Consider the following 24,151-nt stretch of genomic DNA (forward strand, 5'->3'; position numbering starts at 1 on the left):
GGGTCTCAATCACATCACCAATAGCGGTACGGATAGTGCCAGCGGTGCCAATGATGCCAGCGGCAGATGCGGCGCGGGCCGTAATAGGTCCAGATGATCCGGCAGCGGCGCGGATAGTGGTAATAGGGATAATAGCCGCCGTAATAATAGCGCCGGTGGAAGTGGCGATAGCCGTAATACGGACGATAGTAGCCGCCCCAGTGGCGATGGTAGCCGCCATATCCGCCAAAGTGGTGGAAGCCGCCATAGCGATAGCCGCCACCGTGGAAGCCACCGAAGTGCCCTCCCCCGCCATGGAAGCCGCCGAAATGTCCGCCGCCGCCGTGGAAATGTCCACCGCCCCCGCCGCCATGGCGGACCTGGATCATCATGTCGTCGCTTGCAGCCTTCGCAGCAGGCAGCGCGGTCGGATTGATCGGCGTCATCGCTTCGGCGCGGCGCGCAAGTCCTGACGACAACATCAGAGCAGCAACGGCGGCGAGCCCGAGCAGGCGCAGCGAGCTTGTCCCGGGACGCATGATCCTCGGCATGGAATGTCTCCCTGAAACTGGACAGCGTCATCGCGGCGTCGTCGTCCCGCCGTCGCTGTTCATTTGCAGTCGCTCACGCGATGAAACTAGAGACGGCGACGTGAACGCGCCATGAATGAACAACTCGCCGCGCAAGGCACGCCGCGTCACCAGAACGGCCCGTAGCCGAGCACGAAGGGCGCGGGCACAGCGTAAGGATAGGGACGGTAATAGACGGGCCGCGCGTAGTAGTGCGGATCAGGCCGCGGAGCGTAGCGGGCAGCATCGTATCGCACGTGCCGTCGCCCATCGAACACCGCGCGGCCCGCAGAGGCGTCCGGCAGCTTCGTCACCTTCTGCGCGGCGGATGCGTGAGGCAGGCTTGCGGCGAGCCCGGCAGCAACGGCCAATGCGATCCATCTCGTCATGGCGACCTCCGCCGGCAACATGAGAGGATCACGCGGCCGCCTGCAAGTTAAAAGCACCCAATCTGGAACGCTGCACCTGAATCTGCTATGGATGAACAACCAGCCGTCAGCGACGTACGTATCTTCTGGTCGAGCGAATGCAGGAGATGGTCATGACACAGTTTCGAGGATTGCTGATATCCCGCCTCGCCATCGCAGCGAGCATTGCGCTTGGCGTCGTCCTTGGCGCGAGCTCGGCACTGGCCTCGCAGGGGCCGGGCGTCGAGAGCGGCACGGCAAGCCCGTTGACGCAGCTGGTGATGGCGACCCTGGTCTATGGCGTGTCCGCGCTGGTCGTCGGCGCCGGCCTGACCGGCGCGCTGCGCGGGCACTGAACCTGTATCAGCCGCGACGCCAGTAGCAGCTCATATGCGGCGTGATCACGGTGCCGCTGGGCCTGTGTTCCTGCACATAGGCAACGTTGCACTCGCGCACCGCATCGGGACCCGGATTGTAACGCGGATAGACGCCGTCAGGGCTGTCATAGGGCGTGACGCGCAGGCGGGTCTGGGGCCGCCTTCGCGGCGGCGGGATGTCGTCGGGCGACACCGCCTGGGCCATGCGGACGACAGTGCCGGCCGTCTCTGCTTGGGCACTCATGCCGACTTGCGAAAACAACCCCATGCACAGTAGAGCCGCCGCTGTTTTTGCTCGCATTTTATCGCCCACCTGAACCACCCTCGACCGAGGCCCATCTGGCCCCCACGCTCCCCGTTTTGGCCGCGCCCGTCAACCTCACGGGCTTATAAAGCCGGATGCATCGCTGCGAAACCCGCGCTAAGAGGTGCGCATGTGGATGGACCTGAAAGCGCCCTCGCTGGCCGAGATGGAAGCTGCGGCGCACGACATTTTCGAGCGCCTGCCGGCGGAGTTTCGCGGGCTCTGCGAGGGCCTGATCATCCGCGTCGACGACTTCCCGACCGAGGAGGTGCTCGACGAGATGGACTGCGAGAGCGAGTTCGACCTGCTCGGCCTGTTCCAGGGCGTCGGCCTGCCCCAGCAGAGTCTTGGCGACGTGGCGCGGCTGCCGAACATGGTCTGGCTCTACCGCCGCCCGATCCTGGATTACTGGGCCGAGCACGACGAAAGCCTCGGCCATATCGTCCGTCACGTCCTGATCCACGAGATCGGCCACCATTTCGGTCTCTCGGACGACGACATGGCAGCGATCGAGGCGCAGGCCGAATAGGACATCATCGATCGCGTGGCGATGGCGCAGGCAGAAGCATCGTCAGCCGATAGTCGGGCCAGCCCGCGAGCGATAGCGACACCTGCTGATAATGCAGCAGTCCCATGTTCGGATGATTGAACGCGCGTTCGCCGCCCTCGCGGGTCAGAACGCCCTGTGTGTCCCAGCAGCGCTCGAAGTCCGCGCTTGCTAGTCTCAGCTCCTCCACGAGCCGGCGAATCTCCGGATCGTCGGAGTAGGCCGTCACCGCGGCACGGAACTCGGCGACGACGCGCTGCGCACGGGAGGCCCAGTCAAGGATCAGGCTTCGCGCCTCCGGCCTGAGGAAGATGTAGCGCAGCAGGTTCTTTTCACCGTCATCATCGAGCCATCCTGCAAACAAAAGCGACGCTTTCGCATTCCAGCGGCGCGCGCTGCAGGTGCGATCGAGGATGTAGGCGGGACCATCGATTGCATCGACGCAGGCCAGGATCTCCCCGGGTGGATCGTCCCTGTGGCCCGGCCGCTCGGGATCGCGCTTGCCCGCGACTTCAAACAGATAGGCGCGCTCGGCAGGTGACAGGCGCAATCCGCGGGCGATGCGCGCAAGTGCCGACGCAGAGACGGACACATCGCGCCCTTGCTCGATCCAGGTGTACCAGGTGACGCTCAGGCCGCAGAGCTGGGCGACCTCCTCGCGCCGGAGGCCGGGCGTGCGCCGCCGTAGTCCCGCGGCGAGGCCGAATTCCACCGGAGACTGACGCTCCCGGAGCGCCCGCAAGAACGCGCTGAGCGAAAGGGCCGGGGCGATCAGGTCTGCTCGTTTCATGGTGGTTTTTATACCAGCATATCTTGTGTCCTTAAACCGGTACCAAAGATGTGTTAGCTTTTGCCCCGCTGAGCCAAAAGGACCGCACGGACATGGGCAAGCAATTCACCGGAATCGAACCCGAGCACAGGGCTTTCATCGAGCGGCAGAAGATCTTCTTCGTCGCGAGCGCCCCGCCGAAGGGGCGCATCAACGTCTCCCCCAAGGGCCTGTCGTCGTTCCTTGTGCTCGGAGAGAACGACGTCGCCTACCTGGATTGCACCGGCAGCGGCAGCGAGACCCGCGCCCACCTGATCGCCTCCGACGACAAGCGCCTGACCATCATGTTCTGCGCTTTCGAAGGCCCGCCGGTGATCCTGCGGCTCTATGGCCAGGGCCGATCGATCATGCGCGGCACGCCTGAATATACCGAGCTCGCTCCTCGGTTCGAGGACATGGCCGGCGCCCGCCAGATCGTGCGCCTCTCGGTCGACCTCGTGCAGACGTCGTGCGGTATGGGCGTGCCACTGTTCGACTACAAGCAAGAGCGTGGCAGCCTCATCCGTTACTGGACGGCGCAGGGCGTCAACAATTTGCGAAAATACTGGGGCCTGAAGAACATGAAGAGCATCGACGGCCTGCCGACCGGCTTTGCCCCTGACAGCATGGCTCCGCCAAGCTGACTGGCAGATCAAGACTGCCGAATCCGGCCTAGGATTTATACGCCAACCGGGCTAAACAGCCCTCCCCTGACTTCGAACCGGGAATCCCGAGATGGACAAGTTCACCACGCTGGAAGGCGTCGCGGCGCCGCTGAAGATCATCAATGTCGATACCGACATGATCATTCCGAAGCAGTACCTCAAGACCATCAAGCGCACCGGCCTGGGCAAGGGGCTCTTCTCCGAGCAGCGCTACAAGGACGACGGCAGCGAGAACCCGGATTTCGTCCTCAACCAATCAGCCTATCGCAACGCGAAGGTGCTGGTCGCCGGCGATAATTTCGGCTGCGGCTCGAGCCGCGAGCACGCGCCCTGGGCGCTGCTCGACTTCGGCATCCGCTGCGTGATCTCGACCTCGTTCGGCGACATCTTCTACAACAATTGCTTCAAGAACGGCATTCTGCCGATCCGCGTTTCGCAGGAAGACCTCGACAAGCTGTTCGACGATGCCGAGCGCGGCGCCAACGCGACGCTGACGATCGACCTGCCCAACCAGGAGATCCGCGGCCCCGATGGCGGCAAGGTCAAGTTCGAGATCGACCCGTTCCGCAAGCACTGCCTGATCAACGGCCTCGACGATATCGGGCTGACGATGGAGAAGAAGTCCTCGATCGACAGCTATGAAGAAAAGCTCAAGCGCGAACGCGCCTGGGCCTGAGTTCAAGTCTCATTCGAGCCCCGGCGCTTGTCGCGCCGGGGCTTTTTCTTTGCCCTCGTTTTCCCGTATAGCTCGCCTCATGCTTCCCGAGATCGTCACCTTCTGGCAGGGCCCGATGGACGCGCTACGCCAGACCTGCCTGCGCTCGCAGCTGGCGGCCGGCCACAAGGTCACGGTCTATAGTTTCGACACCATTCCGGGCCTCCCGGCGGGCGTCGTGAACGCGGACGCCGAAGCGATCCTGCCGCACGCCTTCTCCGAACGGTTGCGACCGCCGCAGCCTGACGGCAGCTGGCGCGACTGGACCACGCTTCAGTTCAGCGACTTCTTCCGCATCAAGCTGATGTCGAAGAATCTCGGCCTCTGGCTCGACGCCGACGTGCTGCTGCTCAAACCCGTCGAGATCGATCCGGCAAAGCCATACTTTGCCTGGGAGCGATCCCGCCGGCTCGGCAACTCGGTGCTCTATCTGCCGCCGCAGCATCCGATCGTCGCCGCCTTCGAGAATCTGATGCAGCAGGAGGAGCTGACGCCGGAATGGCTGTCGCCGAGCCATCGCCTGAGCTTTGCGATACGGAAACTGAGCGGCGGCTCACAGCGTCTGTCCGACCTTCGCATCGCCATCTTCGGGCCTCCGGCACTGACCATCCTCGCCAAGCGTTCGGGCGATCTGCAAAAGGCGTTGCCGAAGCGATCGTTCTACGCGGTACATTCCGAGCCAAAGCTGTTCTTCGAGCCGTCGAGCTATCTCGGCATCGTCACCGATCCCAACGTGATCGGCCTGCACATCTCAGGCAAGGGCCGCTCGCTGCAGCCGCCGATTCCGGGCAGCCTGTTCGCCTGGGCGGTGGAGCGGTTCGGGTAGCGGTCACGCAGGCAGTGCGCCCCCTCTCCCGCTTGCGCCCGCCAGGGAGACGGAGCACACCACATTCGCGGATGCACCGCGCCCGTCACTGCAGCGGCGGATCGCCGCTGGTGCGCTTCTTGGCGAGGTCCATCTCGGTCACCGCGATCAGGATCTCGGCCCGGGTCTTCAGGTCAGGCGCTTCCAGCATGGCCTGCTTCTCGGCCGGGCCATAGGGCGACATCATCGCCAGCGCATTGACCAGCGCCTCGTTGGGCGCGCTCTCGACGCCCTCCCAGTCGACCTTGAGATTGTTGGCCTTCAGAAACTCCGCCAGCGCCACCAGCAGCGCCTCGCGGTTGACTGCCTCCTCACCCAGCCGCGCCTTGAAATCGTCGGTGAAGGCGAAGAAATCGACCTTGCACTGCCGGTAGGGGGTCAGCACGTCGAGCTCCTCGATCACCTTGAAGCGGGCAACGCCGGTCAGCTCGAGGATGTAGCGGCCGTCGCCGGATTCGGCGAGCTGGGTGATGCGGCCGACGCAGCCGACGCGGAACAGCGCCGGCTTGTCGGAATTTTTGGGCGAATGCGCCACGTCAGGCTGGATCATGCCGATCAGGCGATGACCGTCGCGGAAGCTGTCGTCGACCATCGCCAGATAGCGCGGCTCGAAGATGTTGAGCGGCATCTGGCCGCGCGGCAGCAGCAGCGCGCCCGGCAGCGGAAACACCGGAATGATTTCCGGCAGGTCGGCGGGGCCGCGATATTCGATGTTGATCGGCATCTCAGTCCCCGCGTCGATTGAGCATGATCCGGATCCGAAGGACCGCGTCAGCGAAAAGTGTGAAGCGGTTTTCCGATAAGATCATGCTCCAGAAATCACCTGCGCTTATGAGAACAGGATCGTCGACAAGCGCTTGCGGCCCTCGACGGTTGCCTCGTCCGCACCGCCCCAGGCTTCGAAGAACTGCACCAGCTGCTTGCGGGCGCCGTCATCGTTCCATTTGCGGTCACGCTTGACGATCGCGAGCAGCTGCTCGGTCGCGGCTGCGCGGTCGCCCTTCGCGTTCAGCGCGGTGGCAAGGTCGAAGCGCGCCTGATGATCGAGCGGGTTTGCGGCGACTTTCTGTTCCAGCTCGGCAATTGGACCGAGCTGCTTCGCCTGCTCGGCGAGATCGATCGCGGTCTGCACCGCCTTCACGGCCGGGTCGTTGCGCTTGGATTCCGGCACCATGGCCAGCGTCTGCTTGGCCTGCTCCATCGCGCCCGAAATGGCGTAGCATTTGGCGAGGCCGGCAAGCGCGGGGATGTTGGTTGAATCATACTGCAGCACTTCGGCGTAGATCTGCGCCGCGGCAGCAGTGTCGCCCTCGGCGAGCACGGCCTCGGCCTCCTGCAGGATCTCGGCGATATTGGGCTCGCCCGGCGCAGTGACGCCCTTGGTCAGCTTCTCGATGAAGGCGTTGACCTGGCTCTCCGGTACCGCGCCCATGAAGCCGTCGGCGGGCTGGCCGTTGACGAAGGCGATCACGGCCGGGATCGACTGGATGCCCATCTGGCCGGGGATCGCCGGATGCTGGTCGATGTTCATCTTGACCAGCTTGACCTTGCCCTTGGCCGCCTTGACGGCCTTTTCGAGCACGGGCGTGAGCTGCTTGCAGGGGCCGCACCATTCCGCCCAGAAGTCGATGAGCACCGGCTGGCGCTTCGATTCCTCGATGACGTCCTTCACGAAGGTTTGGGTGGTGGTGTCCTTGATCAGATCGGCCGCAGCCGGGGCCGCTCCGTTACCCTGGTCGATGATCGTCACGGGATCCCCTCGTCTGATGTCTGGAATGGCGGCTCTTTAGCACGTCGCCATCGCATATGCTTCGTTTCAGGCCCTAAAATTGGGCCGGGCCGGCCGAATTTCAATCCGTCGCAGCCGATTCGGCAGTTCCGGGCCGTTTTGGGTCGATTCGGCGGTCTCAGGGCTCATATTGGGGCTCCGAATGCGCATCTATGCTGCCGGTAGCTGTTGCATTCGCCTCCCGCTTTTGGCATACGACAGCCGTTGCCGGCGCGTCACGCGACCGACACAGGATGCGGGTGTAGCTCAGTGGTAGAGCACGACCTTGCCAAGGTCGGGGTCGAGGGTTCGAGCCCCTTCGCCCGCTCCAATTTTTCCCAGCATCCAGCCAAGTCAGGTCAGGCCGTGGTTTCCCGCGCTGCTGGCAGCTGGCGTGGGTCTGACATGACAATTCTCGTCACCGGCAGCGCGGGTCATTTGGGCGAGGCCATTCTGCGCACGCTCCGCGGGCGCAGTTCCGCTGTCCGTGGGATCGACCTCAAGCCCTCGCCCTTCACCGACGCCGTCGGCTCGATCGTCGATCCCACCTTCGTCCGGGCGCAGATGGCTGGTGTCACGGCCGTGATCCACACCGCGACGCTGCACAAGCCGCATGTGGCGACCCACGGCAAGCAGGCCTTTGTCGACACCAACGTCTCCGGGACCCTTAATCTGCTTGAGGCGGCCGATGGGGCCGGTGTGAAGAGCTTTGTCTTCACCAGCACCACCAGCGCGTTCGGCGCGCAGCTGCGGTCCGAGGCGGGACAGGCGGTGTGGGTCACCGAGGAGCTGGCGTCGGTGCCGAAGAACATCTACGGCACCACGAAACTGATGGCGGAAAATCTGTGCGAGCTGTTCTTTCGCGAGAGCAGCCTGCCGGTGGTCATCCTGCGGACCTCGCGGTTCTTTCCTGAAGCTGACGACGATCCTGCGATGCGGTCGGCCTACGCACTGGACAACGCGCAGGCCAACGAGCTGCTCTATCGACGGCTGGATATAGCGGACGCCGTCAGCGCCCATCTGCTCGCAGTCGCGCGTGCGCCCGCGATCGGCTTCGGCCGTTACATCGTCTCGGCGACCAGTCCGTTCTCGCAACATCAGCTCGCCGCGCTCGCCCGCAATGCTGCCGATGTCGTGCGCGAGCTCTACCCGGATTGCGCCGAGCTCTATGCCGCGCGCGGCTGGCGACTGTTCCCCGGGATCGACCGCGTCTATGTCAACGCGCGCGCACGGCGCGAGCTCGGATGGCATCCCGAATTCGATTTCGCCCATGTGCTGCGCAGCCTGCGCGCCGGCTCGGATTTCCGCAGCGCCCTGGCGCGCGAGGTGGGATCGAAGGGCTATCACGACATACCGGTTGACGACGGGCCGTACCCGGTCGCCCAATAGTTACCCCTTTCGTCAAATCGCACGATCTTTCAGGCGCGTGGCTGGTGTCACCGCGCGCCGTTCGTCCCTCTGCCGTTCTACTGTGCACGAGATTGTTTTCGCGCTTTTGTATCGGTCAGCTTCCTCGCTGCTCGCAAAAGAGGCGGCACCATCCCGATTCCGCGTTGCAGCGGGAACATTGCCATCGCCGCCTGCGACGACGTGAGAACACCCGTCCCAATTTCGATCGAGCGCAACTGCCGCGCACGCGACGCGCTTCTCACCGTCCGCAGATGTGCTAACCTTTTGCGTCTGCCTCGCGGGCAGATTTCGAACTTCGCCTACTCACACAGCAAAACAAGAATGTGCAGCCCGACGGCTGCCTTAGGGGAGTGACGCGATGAAATCGATCATCCATCGATCCGTGTTGGCGCTTGCAGCGGTTGCCCTTCTTGCCGGGACCAGCGTTGCCAGCGCACAACAACAGCAGGACAAGAACCGGGCGCTGAAGAAGTACGAATCCGGCACCAAGGAATTCTGGACCCATCCGCCGGATGACTGGTTCCTCGGCGACGAAACCGAAGCGCAGAAGGGCCTTGCGCCGCCCTCGGGTCCGCCGACCGGCGCCTCCGATGCGGAGCTCGCAGCCCTGATCAAGAAGATCAAGCTCCCGGCCGGCTTCAAGATCGATGTCTACGCCTCCGGCGTGCTGGCGGCGCGGCAGATGGCCTGGGGCGACAAGGGCACGCTGTTCGTCGGCTCGTTCGGCCTCGGCAACGTCTACGCCATCAAGGACAATGGCGGGAAGAAAGAGGTCAAGACCATCCTCAAGGGCCTGAACATGCCCACTGGTCTCGCCGTCAAGGATGGCGCGCTCTACGTCATCGCGGTCGACAAGCTGATCCGCTACGACGACATCGAGAACAAGCTCGACAATCCCGGCGAGGGCAAGGTGGTCTATGACGACATGCCGTCCTATGCCGCGCATGGCTGGAAGTACATCGCTGTCGACAAGGACGGCTGGTTCTTCCTGCCGTTTGGACCGCCTTTCAACGTCGGCATTCCCCCGACCAGCGTCTCGCAGATCCGCCGTGTCGATCCCAAGACCGGCAATGCCGAGATCTGGGCGCTCGGCGTCCGCAACTCGGTCGGCGGCGACGTCGATCCTCGTACCGGCAAATACTGGTTCACCGAAAACGCCCGCGACTGGATCAGCGATGATCTGCCCTCAGACAAGCTGAACATGATCAACAAGATCGGCGAGCATTTCGGCTATCCCTACTGCCACCAGGGCGACTTGCCGGACGACAAGTTCGCGATGGGCCACAAGTGCTCGGAGTTCACGCCCCCCGTCCTGAACCTCGGCGCGCACGTCGCTCCGCTCGGCATGAAGTTCTATACCGGCGACCAGTTCCCCGCCGAATACAAGAACAACATCCTGATCGCAGAGCATGGCTCCTGGAACAGGCACAAGTACCAGGGTGCCCGGATCGTGCGCGTGATCGTCGATCCCGATGGCAAGAACGCCAAGGAAGAGGTGTTTGCTTCCGGCTGGCTCGAAGGCGACCAGGGCTATCTCGGCCGTCCCGATGACATCGTCCTTGCCAAGGACGGTTCGATCCTCGTCGCCGACGACTGGGCCGGCGCCATCTATCGCATCAGCTACAGCAAGCAGTAGCGCGACGTGACAGAGAGGCTGCGGTGCTCGAAGGCGCCGCAGCCTCTTTCATTTCACAGCCTCACCCGTCGTTCCGGATTGCGCGTCAGCGTCAGTCCGGAACCCATAACCCCGGCTCGCGGTTATGAATTCTCAGATGCGCAATTGCGCATCATAGCTCGTGCTCCGCACGCCCCGGAATGACGAGCTCGATAGATCGGAATTGTCCCCATGCGCCGTCAGTATTCTTTGTACGCAATCGGCGCGCTCTCGCTCGCAGCGATCGCATTCGTCCCCGCAAGCGCCGCCGACAACGCCGCCGTCCAGGAGAAGGCGGCCGTCTGCTCCGGCTGTCACGGCGAGAACGGCATCTCGCAGACCGAAAACATTCCCTCGCTGGCCGGCCAGCCAGATCAGTTCCTGCAATGGCAGCTCGTGTTCTTCCGTGCCGGCTCGCGCAAGAACGAGCAGATGCAGCCGATCGCAGAGGAGATCACCAACGAGGACGTCCGCAACCTCGGCGCCTATTTCGCGGCGATGACGCCGCCGAAGGCCGCCGAGGACAAGGATCCGGATATGTCGAAGAAAGGTGCGCAGGTTGCCGTCGGCCGCCGCTGCGCCTCATGTCACACGGACAGCTTTGCCGGCACTAAAGCCGTCGCGCGGCTTGCAGGTCAACGCGAGGAATATCTGGTCAAGGCGCTGCACGACTACAAAGCGGGCCAGCGCGTCGGCGGCGGCGTCGCCGCGATGGCCGACGTCGCCTATCACATGAGCGAGGAGGAAATCACGGCGGTGGCGCATTATCTGGCGCATTTCAACTAGCGCAGCGCTGTTGCAGCAAACTCACTCGTCCCGGCGAAGGCCGGACCCAAAGCCACAGAAAGTAATTCGGCGAAGGCTCGGAGTTTACCAGCGCGTGCCGCGGCACTGAAACCATCAATCTTCGACAGATCACGCGGTATGGGTCCCGGCCTTCCCCGGGACGACACCGAATGCGTGGCTGCTACCTACCCCGCCCGCTGCTTCTCGTACGCCTTCAGATGCGTATACGCGATGCGCAGCTTCGGCACCGGCACTTTGGCCGCGTCGGCGCGCGCGATGAGGTCGCCGATCACGTGATCGGCTTCGACCGGCAAGCCCGCCTTGATGTCGCGGAACATCGAGGCCGTCATCGGCGAGCCCTCGGCGGTGAGATTGCCCTTGACGCGCTCGAAGAACGGACCGCCCGGCGGATAGCCTGATGCCGTCGCGATCGCGCTGGTCTCGTCCAGCATGCCGAGCAGAAAATCCCGGCCGCCGGGCGCGGCGAGGATGTTGCCGACGGAGGTGCGCATCAGGCTGGTGCTCGCCGCGAGCGAAGACAGGAAAACCCACTTCTCCCACATGTCCTGCAAAATATTCAGGCTGGCGGAGGCACCCTTGATGCCGCTCTTGAAGGCCTCGTCGATCGCCTTGACGCGATCCGACATCGTGCCGTCGCGCTCGCCGTAATTGATCGACTGCATCGGCTGAAGCTGCACCACTTCGCGCTTCTCGTTCAAGGTTGCCGCGATGGCGCAGAGACCGCCGAGCACGCGCTCCTTGCCGAATTTTGAATCGAGGATGTCGAGATGCTTCATGCCGTTGAGCATCGGGATGATTGCGGTGTTCGAGCCCACCGCCGGCGCAAACGACTTGACGGCATCATCGAGGTCGAACGCCTTGCAGCTGAGCAGCACGACGTCGAACTTGTCCTTGATCGCGTCGGCCTGCACGGTCGGCGGATTCTTCAAGGTGACATCACCATTGGGACTCTTGATGACGAGGCCCGCACTTGCGAGCTCGCTGGCGCGCCTGGGGCGGACCAGGAAGGTGACGTCGCGGCCGGCCTGCAACAGCCTGCCACCAAAATAGCCGCCGATGGCGCCGGCGCCGACCACGAGGATGTGCATGGGGTTGTCCTTCTTTTTTCTTGTTTGACCGTCGTCCTGGCGAAAGCCAGGACCCATTACCCCAACTGCTCGTTACCGGACAAGTTGGAGCCCCAGCTCATCATACCAATAACCTTCGGTGGCTATGGGTCCTGGCTTTCGCCAGGACGAGCCGGAGAATTAGCTCATTTTGCGCCGGATACGATCACTTCTCCAGCACCATCTCCTCGACCTCGCGCAGCTGCTCCTTGCCGAAGAACATCTCGTTACCGACGAAAAAGGTCGGCGAGCCGAAGGCGCCGCGGGCGACCGCCTCCTCGGTATTCTTGATCAGCTTGCCCTTCACCTCGGGCTCCTGGGCGCGGGCGAACAGCTTTTGAGCATCAAGGCCCGAAGACGCCAGCGCCTTCGCCGCGATTTCGGGGTCATCCATCTTCTTCGGCTCGCGCCACATATGATGGAAGGCGGCGTCGACATATTTCTCGAACACGCCCTCGAGCTGCGCTGCGATCGCGGTGCGCATCAGGTGCAGCGTATTGACGGGAAAGTATGGATTCCAGACATAGGGTTGGACCTTGAAGCGCTTGATGAAGCGCTCGGTCTCGACGGCCTGGAATTCGCGCTTGTTCTTGATGCCGGCCAGCGTCTCCGCCGGCGACCTGTTGTTGGTCGACTTGAAGATGCCGCCGAGAAGGATCGGCACATATTCGAACTTGACGCCGATCCGCTGCTCGATCGCGGGGATCGCGAGATGGCTGAGATAGGCGTTCGGGCTGCCGAAGTCGAACAGGAATTGCGGGGCTGTGCGGGTCAATCTCGTTCTCCCTGACTTGGCACCTTGACCTGGCTCTTTGACCTGGCCCTCTGATCTTGCTTTGCTCCATTGTGGCGCAGGGCGCGCCACAGGTCCACCGTTTAATGACGGTCATAATATCTTGCTGATCAGACCAGACGTTGGATCGCCCGCTTGCGCCACACCAGGAGGTAATAGCCCATCTGCAAGAGAAACATGGCGCAGAACACGATCGGATAGGCGGCCCATACGCCCTGGAGGCCGATCGCGCGGCTGAGGATCACCGCCGACGGCAGCTCGATCGCGACAATGGCTGATATCGACAGCAGCATCGGCGCCAGCGCCACGCCCGCCGCGCGCATCGCGCCGGAGAACGTCGTCGCAAGTCCGAACGGCACCGAGCTCCACAAGGCGACGAAGAGGAGGCCCTTCGCCAGGTCGAGCACGGCACCGTCGGTGATGAAAATGCCGAGCACGGCGCGCGGCACCATATAGATCAGCGCCACCAGCCCGCCGGTCAGCACGAGATTGAACGCAAGACCGGTGCGGACGATGCCGTCGAGCCGCGCCCGGTCGCCGCTGCCGACCGCCTGCGCGCCGAGGATCGAAACCGCGATCGAAATCGACATGGCCGTGAACTGCGTGTAGCCCATCACCTGGTTGACGGCGCCATACGCAGCGGTCGCATCGGAACCAAAGCCGTTGACGAGGCCGAGCAAAACCAGTTCGGCGATGGCCATTACCACCATGCCGATGGCGCTCGGCAGGCCGATGCCGAGGATCTGCCCGATCATGGCGCGATTGAGCCTGACATGGCGCAGCAGTGCCGCGTCCGGCGCAAGCGCGTGCTTCTTTCGCAGCAGATAGACGCCCAGCACGATCAGCGTCACTGCGTTGGAGATCGCGGCGGCCCAAGCCGGGCTGGTGATGCCGATGTCGAGGTGGATCAGCATCGGCGTCAAGATCAAGCCGATCGTGGTCGACAACGCCAGCGCCAGCAGCGGTGTCACGGCATCGCCGACGCCGCGGATCATCGCCGTCATCAGCAGGAAGGTGAAGCCGAGCGGCATCGTCAGCAGCATGACCCGCGCATAAGCGCTGGCAGGAACGAGAATGTCCGCAGGCGTTGCGAACGCCATCATCAATTGCCGGCTGAGCAGACCACCCACCAGTCCCACTGATATCGAGAGCAGCAGGCCGACCGCGAGGGTCGTGCCGGCGACCATCTTGATCCTGAAGTGCTTGCCCGCGCCGAAGGCCTGGCCGATCAGCACGGTAGCGCCCGTGCTCAAGCCCATGACGAAGGCGAACAGGAAGAAGAACACCGGGAAGAACGTCGAGACCGCAGCGAGTGCATCAACGCCCATCATCTGGCCGAGATAGACGTTGCTGACGGTTCCGAACAGCGATTGCAGCGCGTTGCTCAGCATCAGCGGCGCGAGGAAGCGCAGGAAAGTTTGCCAGAGCGGGTTTGGAACAGACATGGATGGGCCTTTCGTCATGGCGAGCAAAGCCGTTGCCGCGGAACGCGCGGCTCGGCCGTCGATGGGGTGGTTGGAGAGCGGCGCGCGGCTTACGCGCGGTCGCTGTAAGCGAGCTTGACGATGTGGTCGCGGATGTCAGCCGGCCAGTCGGCAATCAGTCCGGTGAAGCGGCGCCGGTCATCGGCGAACAGCGCGCGCGAAGCTTCCTCGAACTGTGCGAGATTGCCGGCCATGGTCGACATGAAGTGATAGGCCGCTTCGCGCGCCTGCCGCTCGCGGTCCTTGTCACCGCGCGCGCGCCTCGCCTCTTCGACCAGTTTTCGCAGCGCGACCGATGCGCCGCCGGGCTGCGCATTGAGCCATTCCCAATGCCGCGGCAGCAGCGTCACCTCGCGCGCGACCACGCCGAGCTTCGGCCGGCCGCGCCCGCGCGGCTCGGCCGGCGGCTCGGTCTCTTCGACCGGCGGCGGAACCTGCTTCGCCAGCCGCGCCAGCACCTCGCGATCGCCGCCGCGCAGGTCGAAGTCGATCGATCGGCCCGTGGCGTCCGAGAAGATGATGATGGCCTCGTCCGGCCGCGGCGCGACCCGCTTGACGACCAGCGCGACTTCTCCAGCCGGCCCGGACACCAGGCGACGCTGCCCCTGGAAGGCGGTGAAAGTCCTCAGCATTGAAATCATTGCCATATTGACTGCGATGGCCGCTTTAATACCCGGGTAAATAGCGATCGTCAATATACCCGGGTGAAAATAACCGGCCAACCGGCTCGACATTGTGTTCCCGGGCTGGCAGGTACACGGCCGACCGACCACCCGGGCCCTTGAGGATTTCGCGATGCTGACCGTCCACCATCTCAACAATTCGCGGTCGCAGCGGGTGCTGTGGCTGCTCGAGGAGTTGGGCGTGCCCTACGAGATCGTGCGCTATCAACGCCAGCCCGATATGCGCGCGCCCAAGGAGCTGCGCGCGATCCATCCGCTCGGCAAGTCGCCCGTCATCACCGACAACGGCAACACCATCGCCGAGTCGGGTGCGATCATCGAATATCTCGTTGCGACCTACGGCAACGGCCGGCTGATCCCGCCGCCCGATACGCCGGAACGGCTGCGCTTTACCTACTGGCTGCACTACGCCGAAGGCTCGGCGATGTCGCCGCTGTTGCTCAAACTGCTGTTCACGCTGATGCCGAAGCGCGCGCCGGCGCTGCTGCGCCCGCTGGTGCGCAAGGTCTCGAACCAGGCGCTGACCGCGCTGGTCAATCCGCAGCTCAAGCAGCACATGGATTATTGGGAAGGAGAGCTTGCGAAGAGCGAATGGTTCGCCGGCAACGAGTTCACCGCGGCCGACATCCAGATGAGCTTCCCGCTGGAAGCCGCGCAAGCGCGCGGCGGGCTTGAGCAAGGCCATCCCAAGGCGATGGCGTTCCTGGAGCGCATCCATGCGCGACCAGCCTATGCGCGAGCGCTGGAGAAGGGCGGGCCGTATCAGGTGGGGCGGTAGGTCTCTTTCCCCTCATTCCGGGCGGTGCGCAGCACCGAACTATGGTGCGCAATTGCGCACCTGAGAATCTCGAGGTTCCGGGTTCACGCTTCGCGTGCCCCGGGACGACAGCAACTCACTAATCCGCGTGCAACACCCGCCCGCGTGTCTCCGGCAGCGCGAACGCCGCGATGAAGAACACCGCGTAAGCCACCACCGCGAAGATCGCGATCGCATTGGCCAGCGACGTGGTCGCCGAGAGTGCGCCGACGAGGAACGGAAACAGCGCGCCGATGCCGCGGCCGAAATTGTAGCAGAAGCCCTGGCCGGAGCCGCGCAGGCGCGTCGGATAGAGCTCGGTCAAGAACGCGCCGACCCCCGAGAAATAGCCCGAGGCGAAGAAGCCGAGCGGGAAGCCCAGCACCCACAGGATCTCGTTGATGAGCGGCAGCTGCGTGTAGAGCAGCACCACGGCGATCGCGCCGATCGAGAAGATCAGGAACAGATTGCGCCGTCCGATTCGGTCGGCAAGCCAGGCGCCGACCAGATAGCCGATGAACGAGCCGATGATCAGCGTCGAGAGATAGCCGGTTGAGCCGACGATCGACAGATGCCGCTCCTTGGTCAGGAACTGCGGCACCCAGAAAGTGATGGCGTAATAGCCGCCCTGGCAGCCCGTCGCCATCAGCGATGCCAGCACCGTGGTCTTCACGATCGGAAAGGTGAAGATCTCCCACAGCTTGGGATGACTGCCCGTTTCCGCGTGCTTGGCGCGTGCGGCGGCCGCGATCTCCGGCTCGGTGACGGAGCGGCGGATATAGAACACCAGCAGCGCCGGCAGCGCCCCGATCACGAACATCCAGCGCCAGGCCGTCTCCGCCGGCATCAGCGAAAACAGGATCGCCTGCGAGAGCACGGCAAGGCCCCAACCGACGGCCCAGCCCGACTGCACCGAGCCGACGGCGCGTCCGCGATATTGCGGCCGGATCGCCTCGCCCATCAGCACGGCGCCGGCGGCCCATTCGCCGCCGAAGCCGAGGCCGAGCACTGCGCGCGCGATCAGGAGTTGCTCGAAATTCTGCACGATTGCGCAAACCAGCGAGAAGAACGAAAACCAGATGATGGTGATCTGGAGCGTCCTGACCCGGCCGATATGGTCGGACAGATAGCCGCCGAGCCAGCCGCCGATGGCGGAGGCGAGCAGCGTCACCGTGCCGGCAAGGCCGGCCGAGGCCGCATCGACCTTCCACAGCGCGATGATGGTGCCGATCACCAGCGGGTAGATCATGAAGTCCATGCCGTCGAGCGCCCAGCCGGCTGCACAGGCCCAGAAGGTGCGGCGCTCGGCGACGTTCATGTCGCGATAGAAAGCAAGAAGGCTGGTGTCTTCGATCTCGGCGCGTTCGATGCGCTGGAGCGGATCGGCTGCTGTCATGTGCGTTTCCCCGGCAAATTCTTTTGATTGGCCGGTGGTAGCACGCGCGGCGGCCGGCGCAAGCCAGCGCGCGCCGTTGTGCCATGCGGGAGCGGGTTACTGTCCCGCGGCGTCCGCACCGCGCGTGCGCGGATCGGGCGCCCCGAGCGGGCCGTTCGGCGTCACGGCAATCGAATTGGCCGACGTCTGTCCCATCGGCTCGACAATGGGATGGTCCATCGCCCTCAGCTCGGCCAGCACGTCGTCGGGGAAGCCACGTTCGATGCGCACTTCATCCGGAAGCCATTGATGATGCAGCCGCGGCGCCGCCACGGCGGCCGCGACGTCCATCCTGTAGTCGAGCACATTCACGATGACCTGGAGCACGGTCGAGATGATGCGGCTGCCGCCCGGCGAGCCCGTCACCAGCACCGGCTTGCCGTCCTTCAGCACGATAGTCGGCGACATCGAGGACAGCGGCCGCTTTCCGGGCCCGGGCAGATTGGCCTCATAGCCGACGAGACCGTAGGCGTTGGAAGCGCCGACGGCAGCAGTGAAATCGTCGAGCTCGTTGTTGAGCAGCACGCCGGTGCCGTCGGCAACGAGGCCGATGCCGTAGCTGAAGTTCAGCGTGTAGGTGTTGCTGACGGCGTTGCCACGGCTGTCGACGACCGAGTAGTGCGTGGTGTTGCTGCCCTCGCGTGGCGAGGCCGCGCTCGCAACAAGGTCCCTGGACGGCGTGGCGTGCTCGATGGAGATGCCGGTGCGGAGCTTGGCAGCATAGTCCTTCGCAATGAGCGTATCGATCGGCGCGTTGACAAAGGCCGGATCGCCGAGAAAGCGCGCGCGATCGGCATAGGCGCGCTTCATGGCCTCGATCAGGAGATGCAACGATGCTGGCGATCCCTGCTTGATATCCGCCAGCTGAAAGCCTTCGAGGATGTTGAGCGTCTCGATCAGCACCACGCCGCCGGAGGACGGCAGCGGCATCGAGACGATGTCGTAGCCGCGATAGGTGCCGTGCACCGGGGTGCGGATCACCGGCTGATAGGCCTTCAGATCGGCCGGCGTCATGATGCCGCCGGCGTCGGAGACGGCCTTGGCGATCTGCTCCGCCACCGGACCCTCGTAGAATCCGCGCACACCTTGGGCCGCGATGCTCGCCAGCGTGTCGGCGAGGTCGCGCTGCAACAGCCTGTCGCCTTCGCCAAGCGGCGCGCCATCAGGCTTTGCGAAAATCCTGGCTGACGCTGGAAAGCGTGCCAGTCGCGGATACCAACCCGGCAGCGTGTCGGCCATGTCGTCGGTGACGACAAATCCATCGCGGGCGAGTGCGATCGCAGGTTCGAGCAATTGCGCGAGCGTGAATTGTCCGGAGCCGTATTTTTCCAGCGCCAGCGCCAGGCCTGCGACGGTGCCGGGCACACCGATGCCGAGCCCGGAATCGCGCGACTTGGCGGGATCAGGCTTGCCGTCGGGTCCGAGGAAAATCTGCGCCGTCGTTGCCGCAGGTGCGGTCTCGCGATAGTCGATCGCGACGTCCTCATTGCGGTCGGCGGAATGGATCACCATGAAGCCGCCACCGCCGATATTGCCGGCGCGCGGATACGTCACCGCCATCGCAAAGCCGGTGGCGACGGCCGCGTCGACGGCATTGCCGCCGCGCCGCAAGATGTCGGCGCCGACTTGCGCCGAGATCTTCTCTTGTGCCACCACCATGCCATGCTCGGCGGGGATGGCGTGCACGGCGTCCAGCGCGGGCGGCACATAGGCTCGCCGCGCATCCTGAGCGGTTGCCGCTGCAAGCCCAAACGCCAGAGTGGCGATCAGCGCGAAAAAAGCACGTCGTGTCGAAAATGACGCCATCATCAAATTTCCGCCAAGCCTTCAGGCCAGTTCAAACGCGTCGCAACAATGCTATACGGTTTGCGCCAAGAGCGGCAAAACTGTTTGTGATGAGGACTGCGTGACGACGACGACCGCCTCCGATGCGCGCCTGGCCGGCGCCCTGCGAACCTATCCGCCGCGCGCCGCCGTCATCAGCTGGATCTTCTTCGATTGGGCCGCGCAGCCCTATTTCACGCTGATCACGACCTTCGTGTTCGCGCCCTATTTCGCCACCAACGTCGCGCCGGATCCTGCCACGGGGCAATCGTTGTGGGGCTTTGCGATGGCAGCAGCTGGCCTGGCGATTGCGCTGTTGTCCCCGGTGCTTGGCGCCATCGCGGATGCCTCCGGCCGCCGCAAGCCGTGGATCGCCTCGTTCGGCGCAGTTCTGGTGGTGGCTTCATGCGCGTTGTGGATCGGCAAGCCCGGCGATCACGCCATCATTCCGCCGTTGCTCATTGCGGTTGCGCTTGCCAGCGTCGGCGCGGAATTCGCCACCGTGTTCAACAATGCCATGATGCCGACGCTGGTGCCGCCCGACCGCATCGGCCGGCTTTCCGGTACCGGCTGGGCTACCGGTTACATCGGCGGCATCGTCAGCCTGATCATCGTGCTCGGCTTCTTCGCCGCCAACCCCGAGACCGGCCGCACGCTGCTCGGCTTCACGCCGCTGTTCGGGCTCGATCCCGTCACCCATGAAGGCGATCGTGCTGCGGGACCGTTGACCGGGCTCTGGTTCATCGTTTTCGTAACGCCGATGTTCTTGTTCACGCCGGATTATCCGGCCAAGCGCCCGGTGCGCGAGGCGCTGTACGAAGGACTAGCTGATCTCAAGCAATCGCTGAAGGATCTGCCGCAGCAGAAATCGCTCGCCGCGTTTCTGCTTGCCAACATGATCTACACGGATGGTCTTGTCTCGCTGTTCGCCTTCGGTGGCATCTATGCGGCCGGCACCTTTGGCTGGCACACGATCCAGATCGGCACGTTCGGCATTATCCTCGCCATCGCCGGCACCTTTGGTGCCTGGCTTGGCGGCAAGCTCGATGACTACCTTGGTCCGAAGCGCGTCATCGCCGGCAGCATGCTGATCCTGCTGCTTTCGGTCGCGGCGATCCTGCTGGTGGACAAGGACAGTGTGTTGTTCGTCAAGGTCGCGCCGCCGGTGCCGGGCGGGCCATTGTTCGGCGCCGCCGCCGAGCGTGCCTATATCGTGCTCGGCTGCCTGATCGGCGCGGCCGGCGGTCCGCTTCAAGCGGCCTCGCGCACGCTGCTGATCCGCCTCGCGCCGAAGGATCGTATCGCGCAGTATTTTGGCCTGTTCGCGCTGACCGGGAAGGTGACGTCCTTCATCGGCCCGCTGCTGATCGGCGTGATCACCGCGGCCACCGCCAGCCAGAAGGCCGGCATGGCCGTGCTGGTCGTGTTTTTCGTGACGGGATTCGCATTATTGATGCGGGTGCGGGAGTAGCCCTCTCCATCGTCATTCCGGGGCATCGCGGAGCGATGAACCCGGAATCCAGAGGTTGTTGCGCGAGATTCCGGGTTCGCGCTGCGCGCGCCCCGGAATGACGGCGGTGAGATCAGTGCCGGAAGTGCCTTGTCCCCGTGAACACCATGGCGATGCCATGCTCGTCGGCGGCCTTGATCACCTCGTCATCGCGCATGGAGCCGCCGGGCTGCACCACCGCGGTGGCGCCGGCCTCGATACAGGCGAGCATGCCGTCGGCGAACGGGAAGAACGCATCCGACGCCACCACCGAGCCCTTGGTCAGCGGCTCCGCCAGCTTCAGCTCGTTGGCCGCATCCTGCGCCTTGCGTGCCGCGATCCGGGCTGAATCGACACGGCTCATCTGACCCGCGCCGATGCCGACGGTGGCGAGATCCCTGGCGTAGATGATGGTGTTGGACTTGACGTGCTTTGCCACCCGGAAAGCGAACTTCAGGTCGCGCATTTCGGCTTCGGTCGGCGCGCGCTTGGTGACGACCTTGAACGTCATGTCGTCGACCACGGCGTTGTCGCGGCTCTGCACCAGAAGCCCGCCGGCCACCGTCTTCGCCGTGAGGCCCGGCGCGCGGGGATCGGGCAGGCTGCCTGCGAGCAGCAGGCGCAGGTTTTTCTTGCCGCCGATGATGGCGATCGCCTCTTCGCTGGCGTCAGGCGCGATGATGACCTCGGTGAAGATCTTCGTGATCTCGCGCGCGGTGTCGGCATCGAGCGGCCGGTTCATCGCGATGATGCCGCCGAAGGCGGAGGTGGAATCACAGGCCAGCGCCTTGCGATAGGCCTCGACGAGGTTCGCGCCTTCAGCGACGCCGCAAGGGTTGGCGTGCTTGACGATGACGCAGGCCGCGGTGCGCTTGGTGTCGAACTCGCCGATGCACTCATAGGCCGCGTCGGTGTCGTTGATGTTGTTGTAGGAGAGCTCCTTGCCCTGGAGCTGCCGCGCGGTCGAAACGCCCGGGCGCTTGTCGGGCGTTGCGTAAAACGCCGCGGTCTGGTGCGGGTTCTCGCCATAGCGCAGCGACTGGATCAACTTGCCGCCAAAGGCGCGGAAGTCGGGTGCGTCAATCTCGAGCTGCCGGTTGAACCAGTTGGAAATGGCGGCGTCATAGGCCGCGGTGCGGGCATAGGCCTTTGCAGCGAGACGCCGGCGCAGCTTCAGCGTGGTCGCGCCGTTGTTGGCAGCGAGCTCGTCGAGCACGGCCTTGTAGTCGTCGGCCTCGACCACGACCGCGACGTCGTCATGGTTCTTCGCGGCGGCGCGGATCATCGCGGGGCCGCCGATGTCGATATTCTCGATGCAATCCTCGAAGCCGGCGCCTTTGTCGACGGTCGCCTCGAACGGATAGAGGTTGACGACGAGGAGATCGATCGGCGCGATGCCGTGCGCCTTCATCGCCTCGGCATGTTCCTTGTTGTCGCGAATTGCGAGCAGGCCGCCATGCACCTTCGGATGCAGCGTCTTGACGCGGCCATCCATCATCTCGGGGAAGCCGGTGAGGTCCGAGACATCCTTCACCTTGAGGCCGGCCGCGGCGATCGCCTTCGCGGTGCCGCCAGTCGAGACCAGTTCGACGTCATGCGCGGCAAGCGCCTTGGCGAACTCGATCAGGCCCGATTTGTCGGAGACGGAGAGCAGGGCGCGGGTGACGCGACGGGGATGGTCAGTCATGAGCAAGATCCTCTGTTCAGGGAGTGTCTATGCCCAGGCGCGCGGCGGATATGTGTCGCGCTTCCCGATGGTGCTCCATCCAAGGTCGCCAGTCGCGCGAACGAGCGCTCGATAGCAGCTTTTGGCCGTATTCACAACGACGAGATGGGACCGAATCGAGCGCGTCTACAGCGGAAGTTCCGGCTCGCGCCGTGCGTTACGGCGGGCATTGGTGACCGCGGGCGAGGCGGTGGAGCGCACAAAGCTCCAGCGGATCGTGGGCGCCTGACGGGCATCCTGGCGGATCACGATCTGGGCGGTGCGACGCGGGCCGTCATTGCCGGCCAGGAACACGCTGTCCTCGAGCTCGACCTTGTCGTCCAGGGCCTCGAAGGTCCAGACATCGCGGTTCGGCAGCACCAGCATGACGCCGCGCGCATCCGACAGCCGGCTCGCCTTCACCGCGGGATGCAGGTGGAAGCGCAGCGCGAAATCGGCGTCAGCGCCCTTGAGCCGCGCGCCTTGCGGCGGCGACAGCGTGTCCTCGCCGTCGATCCGCGTGCCGTCGTTGGCGACCATCAGCACGCGCCGATGGATCACCCCGAACTTGGCGAGATAGCCATTCTGCGAGGTCGTCAGCAGCGTGCCGCCCTCGACGACCTCGCGATAGCTCTCGACCTCATGAGGGCCGCTGATGATCGGCGCGCCGTGCAGCAGCCGCTTCATCGCCGACATCTCGACGAATTGGCAGGACGAGGTGTCGTGATAGGTCAGCGTCGAATGCGCCGCGGTGCTGCGCGCAAACGGCCGCCAATTGTCGCGGCCTGTGGTCGGCATGCCGCAATTGGTGACGATGCGGCTGATGCCGGAGGACAGTTCGAACGACAGGCAACCGGCATGCGCGTCGTGGCTGACGCCGGGCGGCGGCGGCGCGCCGGTGTCGATGATGACGGTGGTCGGGCCCGCATCGAGGCGCTGGAAGCCGGTGTGCGGCATGTTCGCCATCGGCGCGCCATGGGTATCGTCATAGGCGAGCAGCGTCGCGAGCACATCCGATGGCGTCGCGCTCATGCCGTTGAACAAAGCGAAATTGCCGTCGCCGTGCCGGAAGAAGCGCAGCATCGGCATCATGCGGTCGATCGCATTGAGCAGCGCCGGCGGCGGCGCGATGTTGCGCGCGGCAAAGGTCTGCCGCAGCGGCAACAGGTCGATCAGGAGCTCGATCAGCGCACCCGGATTGCGCGAGATGTGGCCGCCGTCGGGGAGGATCTGCCGCTGCAACTCGTCGGAGAGCTTTTTCGATGCGCTGCGGATATGGCGGGCCTGATTGGCGAGGCAAAGCGTGGTGTAGCACAGCGCGATCTGCACCTGGAGTTTCGGCACCCCGTCGGGGATGTTGACCATGGTGTAACGCAGGAAGCGGATCTCGCGCGCCAGTGCGCGCAGGTAACGGCGGTAGAATTTGTTGTCGGTGTCGTTGAGCACCAGCGGCGCCTGCGACAGCAGCGAGATCACGCGTCGCGCCAGCACGTCGGCGCGGCGGGCCACCGGCCGGCGCTTGTTGGCGGGGTTGCTGATCCAGTCCTCGACCAGCGCGCGCGCATTGGCGCGGGTCAGCGCGGTATCGGCGGCGCGCAGATGCCGCAGCCAACCGAAACCGAGCAGCGCGACCTCCCAATCCTCCGACGGCGGATCGAGGTCGAAGATCGAGCGGCCATGGCAATTGACGATCTTGCCGGCGAAGACGAAACGGCCGGCATAGATCTCGGCCGCGCGCGTCGCATCCGCAGTGCGCAAATCATGCGGCGCGATGATCAGGCGATCGGTCCGGCCCGGCCAGACCCGCGACAGCGCAACGGAACCGCCGCTCGCGCGCGCGAGCATGTTCCGCGCGAAGCGGTTCATGACCAGCGTCGAGATACGTCTGCGTTGAGCGACCGACACGCCTTGCCTTGAAGGGGGAGAGGATTCCGACGAATCCTTATTAATCCCAAAATCGC

The 24,151-nt window shown here is 64.4% G+C and carries 24 protein-coding genes, 1 tRNA gene and 1 riboswitch; of the genes, 11 read left to right on the top strand and 14 right to left on the bottom strand.

Annotation, left to right across the window (positions count from 1 at the left end; genetic code table 11):
• Positions 1-14: 14 nt before the first annotated feature.
• Both HYH07_RS25060 and HYH07_RS25065 read right to left on the bottom strand, forming a co-directional pair.
• Positions 15-530 carry a hypothetical protein gene (locus tag HYH07_RS25060; protein ID WP_220005001.1) on the bottom strand — a complete coding sequence of 172 codons (516 nt, stop codon included), beginning with the start codon at positions 528-530 and terminating at the stop codon, positions 15-17.
• 146 nt (positions 531-676) lie between these two features.
• Complete coding sequence (locus tag HYH07_RS25065) at positions 677-937, bottom strand: hypothetical protein (protein ID WP_220005002.1); 261 nt, start codon at positions 935-937, stop codon at positions 677-679.
• Positions 938-1,089: 152 nt separating this feature from the next.
• Between HYH07_RS25065 and HYH07_RS25070 the strand changes: the two genes are divergently transcribed.
• A complete protein-coding gene (locus HYH07_RS25070) occupies positions 1,090-1,311 on the top strand; it encodes a hypothetical protein (RefSeq protein ID WP_220005003.1) in 222 nt (73 codons plus the stop codon).
• Between the two features lie 7 nt (positions 1,312-1,318).
• On the opposite strand, the gene HYH07_RS25075 is transcribed toward HYH07_RS25070, so the two are convergent.
• Positions 1,319-1,600 carry a hypothetical protein gene (locus HYH07_RS25075; RefSeq protein WP_220005004.1) on the bottom strand — a complete coding sequence of 94 codons (282 nt, stop codon included), beginning with the start codon at positions 1,598-1,600 and terminating at the stop codon, positions 1,319-1,321.
• Between the two features lie 166 nt (positions 1,601-1,766).
• Between HYH07_RS25075 and HYH07_RS25080 the strand changes: the two genes are divergently transcribed.
• Entirely contained in the window at positions 1,767-2,165 is a 399-nt protein-coding gene (locus HYH07_RS25080; RefSeq protein WP_220005005.1) for a metallopeptidase family protein, read from the top strand.
• Positions 2,166-2,169: 4 nt separating this feature from the next.
• Here the strand turns inward: HYH07_RS25080 and HYH07_RS25085 are convergent, their stop codons facing one another.
• Positions 2,170-2,973: a helix-turn-helix transcriptional regulator gene (locus tag HYH07_RS25085; protein WP_220005006.1), complete on the bottom strand. Its 804-nt coding sequence runs from the start codon at positions 2,971-2,973 to the stop codon at positions 2,170-2,172.
• 92 nt (positions 2,974-3,065) lie between these two features.
• On the opposite strand from HYH07_RS25085, the gene HYH07_RS25090 reads away from it, so the two are divergent.
• The 3 genes from HYH07_RS25090 (at position 3,066) to HYH07_RS25100 (ending at position 5,197) form a co-directional block, all read left to right on the top strand.
• Positions 3,066-3,635, top strand: coding sequence for a pyridoxamine 5'-phosphate oxidase family protein (locus HYH07_RS25090; protein WP_220005007.1), 570 nt, complete (start codon positions 3,066-3,068; stop codon positions 3,633-3,635).
• Positions 3,636-3,726: 91 nt separating this feature from the next.
• Positions 3,727-4,332 carry a 3-isopropylmalate dehydratase small subunit gene (leuD, locus tag HYH07_RS25095; protein WP_188107837.1) on the top strand — a complete coding sequence of 202 codons (606 nt, stop codon included), beginning with the start codon at positions 3,727-3,729 and terminating at the stop codon, positions 4,330-4,332.
• A gap of 79 nt (positions 4,333-4,411) precedes the next feature.
• Positions 4,412-5,197, top strand: coding sequence for a capsular polysaccharide synthesis protein (locus HYH07_RS25100; RefSeq protein ID WP_220005008.1), 786 nt, complete (start codon positions 4,412-4,414; stop codon positions 5,195-5,197).
• Positions 5,198-5,282: 85 nt separating this feature from the next.
• Here HYH07_RS25100 and HYH07_RS25105 read toward each other — a convergent pair whose 3' ends face one another.
• Entirely contained in the window at positions 5,283-5,960 is a 678-nt protein-coding gene (locus HYH07_RS25105; protein WP_220005009.1) for an LON peptidase substrate-binding domain-containing protein, read from the bottom strand.
• A gap of 105 nt (positions 5,961-6,065) precedes the next feature.
• Entirely contained in the window at positions 6,066-6,986 is a 921-nt protein-coding gene (gene trxA / locus HYH07_RS25110) for a thioredoxin (RefSeq protein ID WP_220005010.1), read from the bottom strand.
• A gap of 274 nt (positions 6,987-7,260) precedes the next feature.
• Here trxA and HYH07_RS25115 point away from each other — a divergent pair.
• The 4 genes from HYH07_RS25115 to HYH07_RS25130 all read left to right on the top strand — a co-directional run bounded on the left by HYH07_RS25115 (position 7,261) and on the right by HYH07_RS25130 (position 10,854).
• A tRNA-Gly gene (locus HYH07_RS25115) sits at positions 7,261-7,335 on the top strand.
• Positions 7,336-7,409: 74 nt separating this feature from the next.
• Positions 7,410-8,393, top strand: a complete 984-nt coding sequence (locus HYH07_RS25120) for an NAD(P)-dependent oxidoreductase (protein WP_220005011.1) — start codon at positions 7,410-7,412, stop codon at positions 8,391-8,393.
• A gap of 379 nt (positions 8,394-8,772) precedes the next feature.
• Positions 8,773-10,050 carry a sorbosone dehydrogenase family protein gene (locus HYH07_RS25125; RefSeq protein WP_220005012.1) on the top strand — a complete coding sequence of 426 codons (1,278 nt, stop codon included), beginning with the start codon at positions 8,773-8,775 and terminating at the stop codon, positions 10,048-10,050.
• A gap of 210 nt (positions 10,051-10,260) precedes the next feature.
• Positions 10,261-10,854: a cytochrome c gene (locus HYH07_RS25130; RefSeq protein ID WP_220005013.1), complete on the top strand. Its 594-nt coding sequence runs from the start codon at positions 10,261-10,263 to the stop codon at positions 10,852-10,854.
• Positions 10,855-11,039: 185 nt separating this feature from the next.
• On the opposite strand, the gene panE is transcribed toward HYH07_RS25130, so the two are convergent.
• The 4 genes from panE to HYH07_RS25150 form a co-directional block, all read right to left on the bottom strand.
• Positions 11,040-11,963, bottom strand: a complete 924-nt coding sequence (gene panE, locus HYH07_RS25135; RefSeq protein ID WP_220005014.1) for a 2-dehydropantoate 2-reductase — start codon at positions 11,961-11,963, stop codon at positions 11,040-11,042.
• 184 nt (positions 11,964-12,147) lie between these two features.
• Positions 12,148-12,756 (bottom strand): 2-hydroxychromene-2-carboxylate isomerase, encoded by a 609-nt coding sequence (locus tag HYH07_RS25140; protein WP_220005015.1) that lies wholly within the window; start codon positions 12,754-12,756, stop codon positions 12,148-12,150.
• A gap of 128 nt (positions 12,757-12,884) precedes the next feature.
• Positions 12,885-14,219: an MATE family efflux transporter gene (locus HYH07_RS25145; protein WP_220005016.1), complete on the bottom strand. Its 1,335-nt coding sequence runs from the start codon at positions 14,217-14,219 to the stop codon at positions 12,885-12,887.
• An 89-nt stretch (positions 14,220-14,308) separates the two neighbouring features.
• Positions 14,309-14,905, bottom strand: coding sequence for a DUF2239 family protein (locus tag HYH07_RS25150; RefSeq protein WP_220005017.1), 597 nt, complete (start codon positions 14,903-14,905; stop codon positions 14,309-14,311).
• A gap of 148 nt (positions 14,906-15,053) precedes the next feature.
• On the opposite strand from HYH07_RS25150, the gene HYH07_RS25155 reads away from it, so the two are divergent.
• Positions 15,054-15,719, top strand: a complete 666-nt coding sequence (locus HYH07_RS25155) for a glutathione S-transferase family protein (RefSeq protein ID WP_220005018.1) — start codon at positions 15,054-15,056, stop codon at positions 15,717-15,719.
• Positions 15,720-15,837: 118 nt separating this feature from the next.
• Here HYH07_RS25155 and HYH07_RS25160 read toward each other — a convergent pair whose 3' ends face one another.
• Together HYH07_RS25160 and ggt are read right to left on the bottom strand one after the other, a co-directional pair.
• A complete protein-coding gene (locus HYH07_RS25160; protein ID WP_220005019.1) occupies positions 15,838-17,133 on the bottom strand; it encodes an MFS transporter in 1,296 nt (431 codons plus the stop codon).
• Between the two features lie 96 nt (positions 17,134-17,229).
• Entirely contained in the window at positions 17,230-18,981 is a 1,752-nt protein-coding gene (gene ggt, locus HYH07_RS25165; protein WP_220005020.1) for a gamma-glutamyltransferase, read from the bottom strand.
• Positions 18,982-19,078: 97 nt separating this feature from the next.
• On the opposite strand from ggt, the gene HYH07_RS25170 reads away from it, so the two are divergent.
• Positions 19,079-20,467 (top strand): MFS transporter, encoded by a 1,389-nt coding sequence (locus tag HYH07_RS25170; protein WP_220005021.1) that lies wholly within the window; start codon positions 19,079-19,081, stop codon positions 20,465-20,467.
• Between the two features lie 112 nt (positions 20,468-20,579).
• Here HYH07_RS25170 and purH read toward each other — a convergent pair whose 3' ends face one another.
• Positions 20,580-22,172, bottom strand: a complete 1,593-nt coding sequence (gene purH, locus HYH07_RS25175) for a bifunctional phosphoribosylaminoimidazolecarboxamide formyltransferase/IMP cyclohydrolase (protein ID WP_220005022.1) — start codon at positions 22,170-22,172, stop codon at positions 20,580-20,582.
• A gap of 24 nt (positions 22,173-22,196) precedes the next feature.
• Positions 22,197-22,278: riboswitch (ZMP/ZTP riboswitch) on the bottom strand.
• Between the two features lie 59 nt (positions 22,279-22,337).
• On the bottom strand, positions 22,338-24,056 hold the full coding sequence (locus HYH07_RS25180) for a heparinase II/III family protein (protein WP_220005023.1): 1,719 nt from the start codon (positions 24,054-24,056) through the stop codon (positions 22,338-22,340).
• Positions 24,057-24,151 lie beyond the last annotated feature (95 nt).

Source organism: Bradyrhizobium sp. BR 10261, assembly GCF_019455395.1.
In the GTDB taxonomy this organism is placed as follows: domain Bacteria; phylum Pseudomonadota; class Alphaproteobacteria; order Rhizobiales; family Xanthobacteraceae; genus Bradyrhizobium; species Bradyrhizobium manausense.

What these genes read in the sequence shown, in the direction of transcription:
- HYH07_RS25060 (WP_220005001.1), bottom strand. Translation starts at nt 530, where the DNA reads ATGCCGAGGATCATGCGTCCCGGGACAAGCTCGCTGCGCCTGCTCGGG.
- HYH07_RS25065 (WP_220005002.1), bottom strand. Translation starts at nt 937, where the DNA reads ATGACGAGATGGATCGCATTGGCCGTTGCTGCCGGGCTCGCCGCAAGC.
- HYH07_RS25070 (WP_220005003.1), top strand. Translation starts at nt 1,090, where the DNA reads ATGACACAGTTTCGAGGATTGCTGATATCCCGCCTCGCCATCGCAGCG.
- HYH07_RS25075 (WP_220005004.1), bottom strand. Translation starts at nt 1,600, where the DNA reads ATGGGGTTGTTTTCGCAAGTCGGCATGAGTGCCCAAGCAGAGACGGCC.
- HYH07_RS25080 (WP_220005005.1), top strand. Translation starts at nt 1,767, where the DNA reads ATGTGGATGGACCTGAAAGCGCCCTCGCTGGCCGAGATGGAAGCTGCG.
- HYH07_RS25085 (WP_220005006.1), bottom strand. Translation starts at nt 2,973, where the DNA reads ATGAAACGAGCAGACCTGATCGCCCCGGCCCTTTCGCTCAGCGCGTTC.
- HYH07_RS25090 (WP_220005007.1), top strand. Translation starts at nt 3,066, where the DNA reads ATGGGCAAGCAATTCACCGGAATCGAACCCGAGCACAGGGCTTTCATC.
- leuD (WP_188107837.1), top strand. Translation starts at nt 3,727, where the DNA reads ATGGACAAGTTCACCACGCTGGAAGGCGTCGCGGCGCCGCTGAAGATC.
- HYH07_RS25100 (WP_220005008.1), top strand. Translation starts at nt 4,412, where the DNA reads ATGCTTCCCGAGATCGTCACCTTCTGGCAGGGCCCGATGGACGCGCTA.
- HYH07_RS25105 (WP_220005009.1), bottom strand. Translation starts at nt 5,960, where the DNA reads ATGCCGATCAACATCGAATATCGCGGCCCCGCCGACCTGCCGGAAATC.
- HYH07_RS25120 (WP_220005011.1), top strand. Translation starts at nt 7,410, where the DNA reads ATGACAATTCTCGTCACCGGCAGCGCGGGTCATTTGGGCGAGGCCATT.
- HYH07_RS25125 (WP_220005012.1), top strand. Translation starts at nt 8,773, where the DNA reads ATGAAATCGATCATCCATCGATCCGTGTTGGCGCTTGCAGCGGTTGCC.
- HYH07_RS25130 (WP_220005013.1), top strand. Translation starts at nt 10,261, where the DNA reads ATGCGCCGTCAGTATTCTTTGTACGCAATCGGCGCGCTCTCGCTCGCA.
- panE (WP_220005014.1), bottom strand. Translation starts at nt 11,963, where the DNA reads ATGCACATCCTCGTGGTCGGCGCCGGCGCCATCGGCGGCTATTTTGGT.
- HYH07_RS25145 (WP_220005016.1), bottom strand. Translation starts at nt 14,219, where the DNA reads ATGTCTGTTCCAAACCCGCTCTGGCAAACTTTCCTGCGCTTCCTCGCG.
- HYH07_RS25150 (WP_220005017.1), bottom strand. Translation starts at nt 14,905, where the DNA reads ATGGCAATGATTTCAATGCTGAGGACTTTCACCGCCTTCCAGGGGCAG.
- HYH07_RS25155 (WP_220005018.1), top strand. Translation starts at nt 15,054, where the DNA reads ATGCTGACCGTCCACCATCTCAACAATTCGCGGTCGCAGCGGGTGCTG.
- HYH07_RS25160 (WP_220005019.1), bottom strand. Translation starts at nt 17,133, where the DNA reads ATGACAGCAGCCGATCCGCTCCAGCGCATCGAACGCGCCGAGATCGAA.
- ggt (WP_220005020.1), bottom strand. Translation starts at nt 18,981, where the DNA reads ATGATGGCGTCATTTTCGACACGACGTGCTTTTTTCGCGCTGATCGCC.
- purH (WP_220005022.1), bottom strand. Translation starts at nt 22,172, where the DNA reads ATGACTGACCATCCCCGTCGCGTCACCCGCGCCCTGCTCTCCGTCTCC.
- HYH07_RS25180 (WP_220005023.1), bottom strand. Translation starts at nt 24,056, where the DNA reads ATGAACCGCTTCGCGCGGAACATGCTCGCGCGCGCGAGCGGCGGTTCC.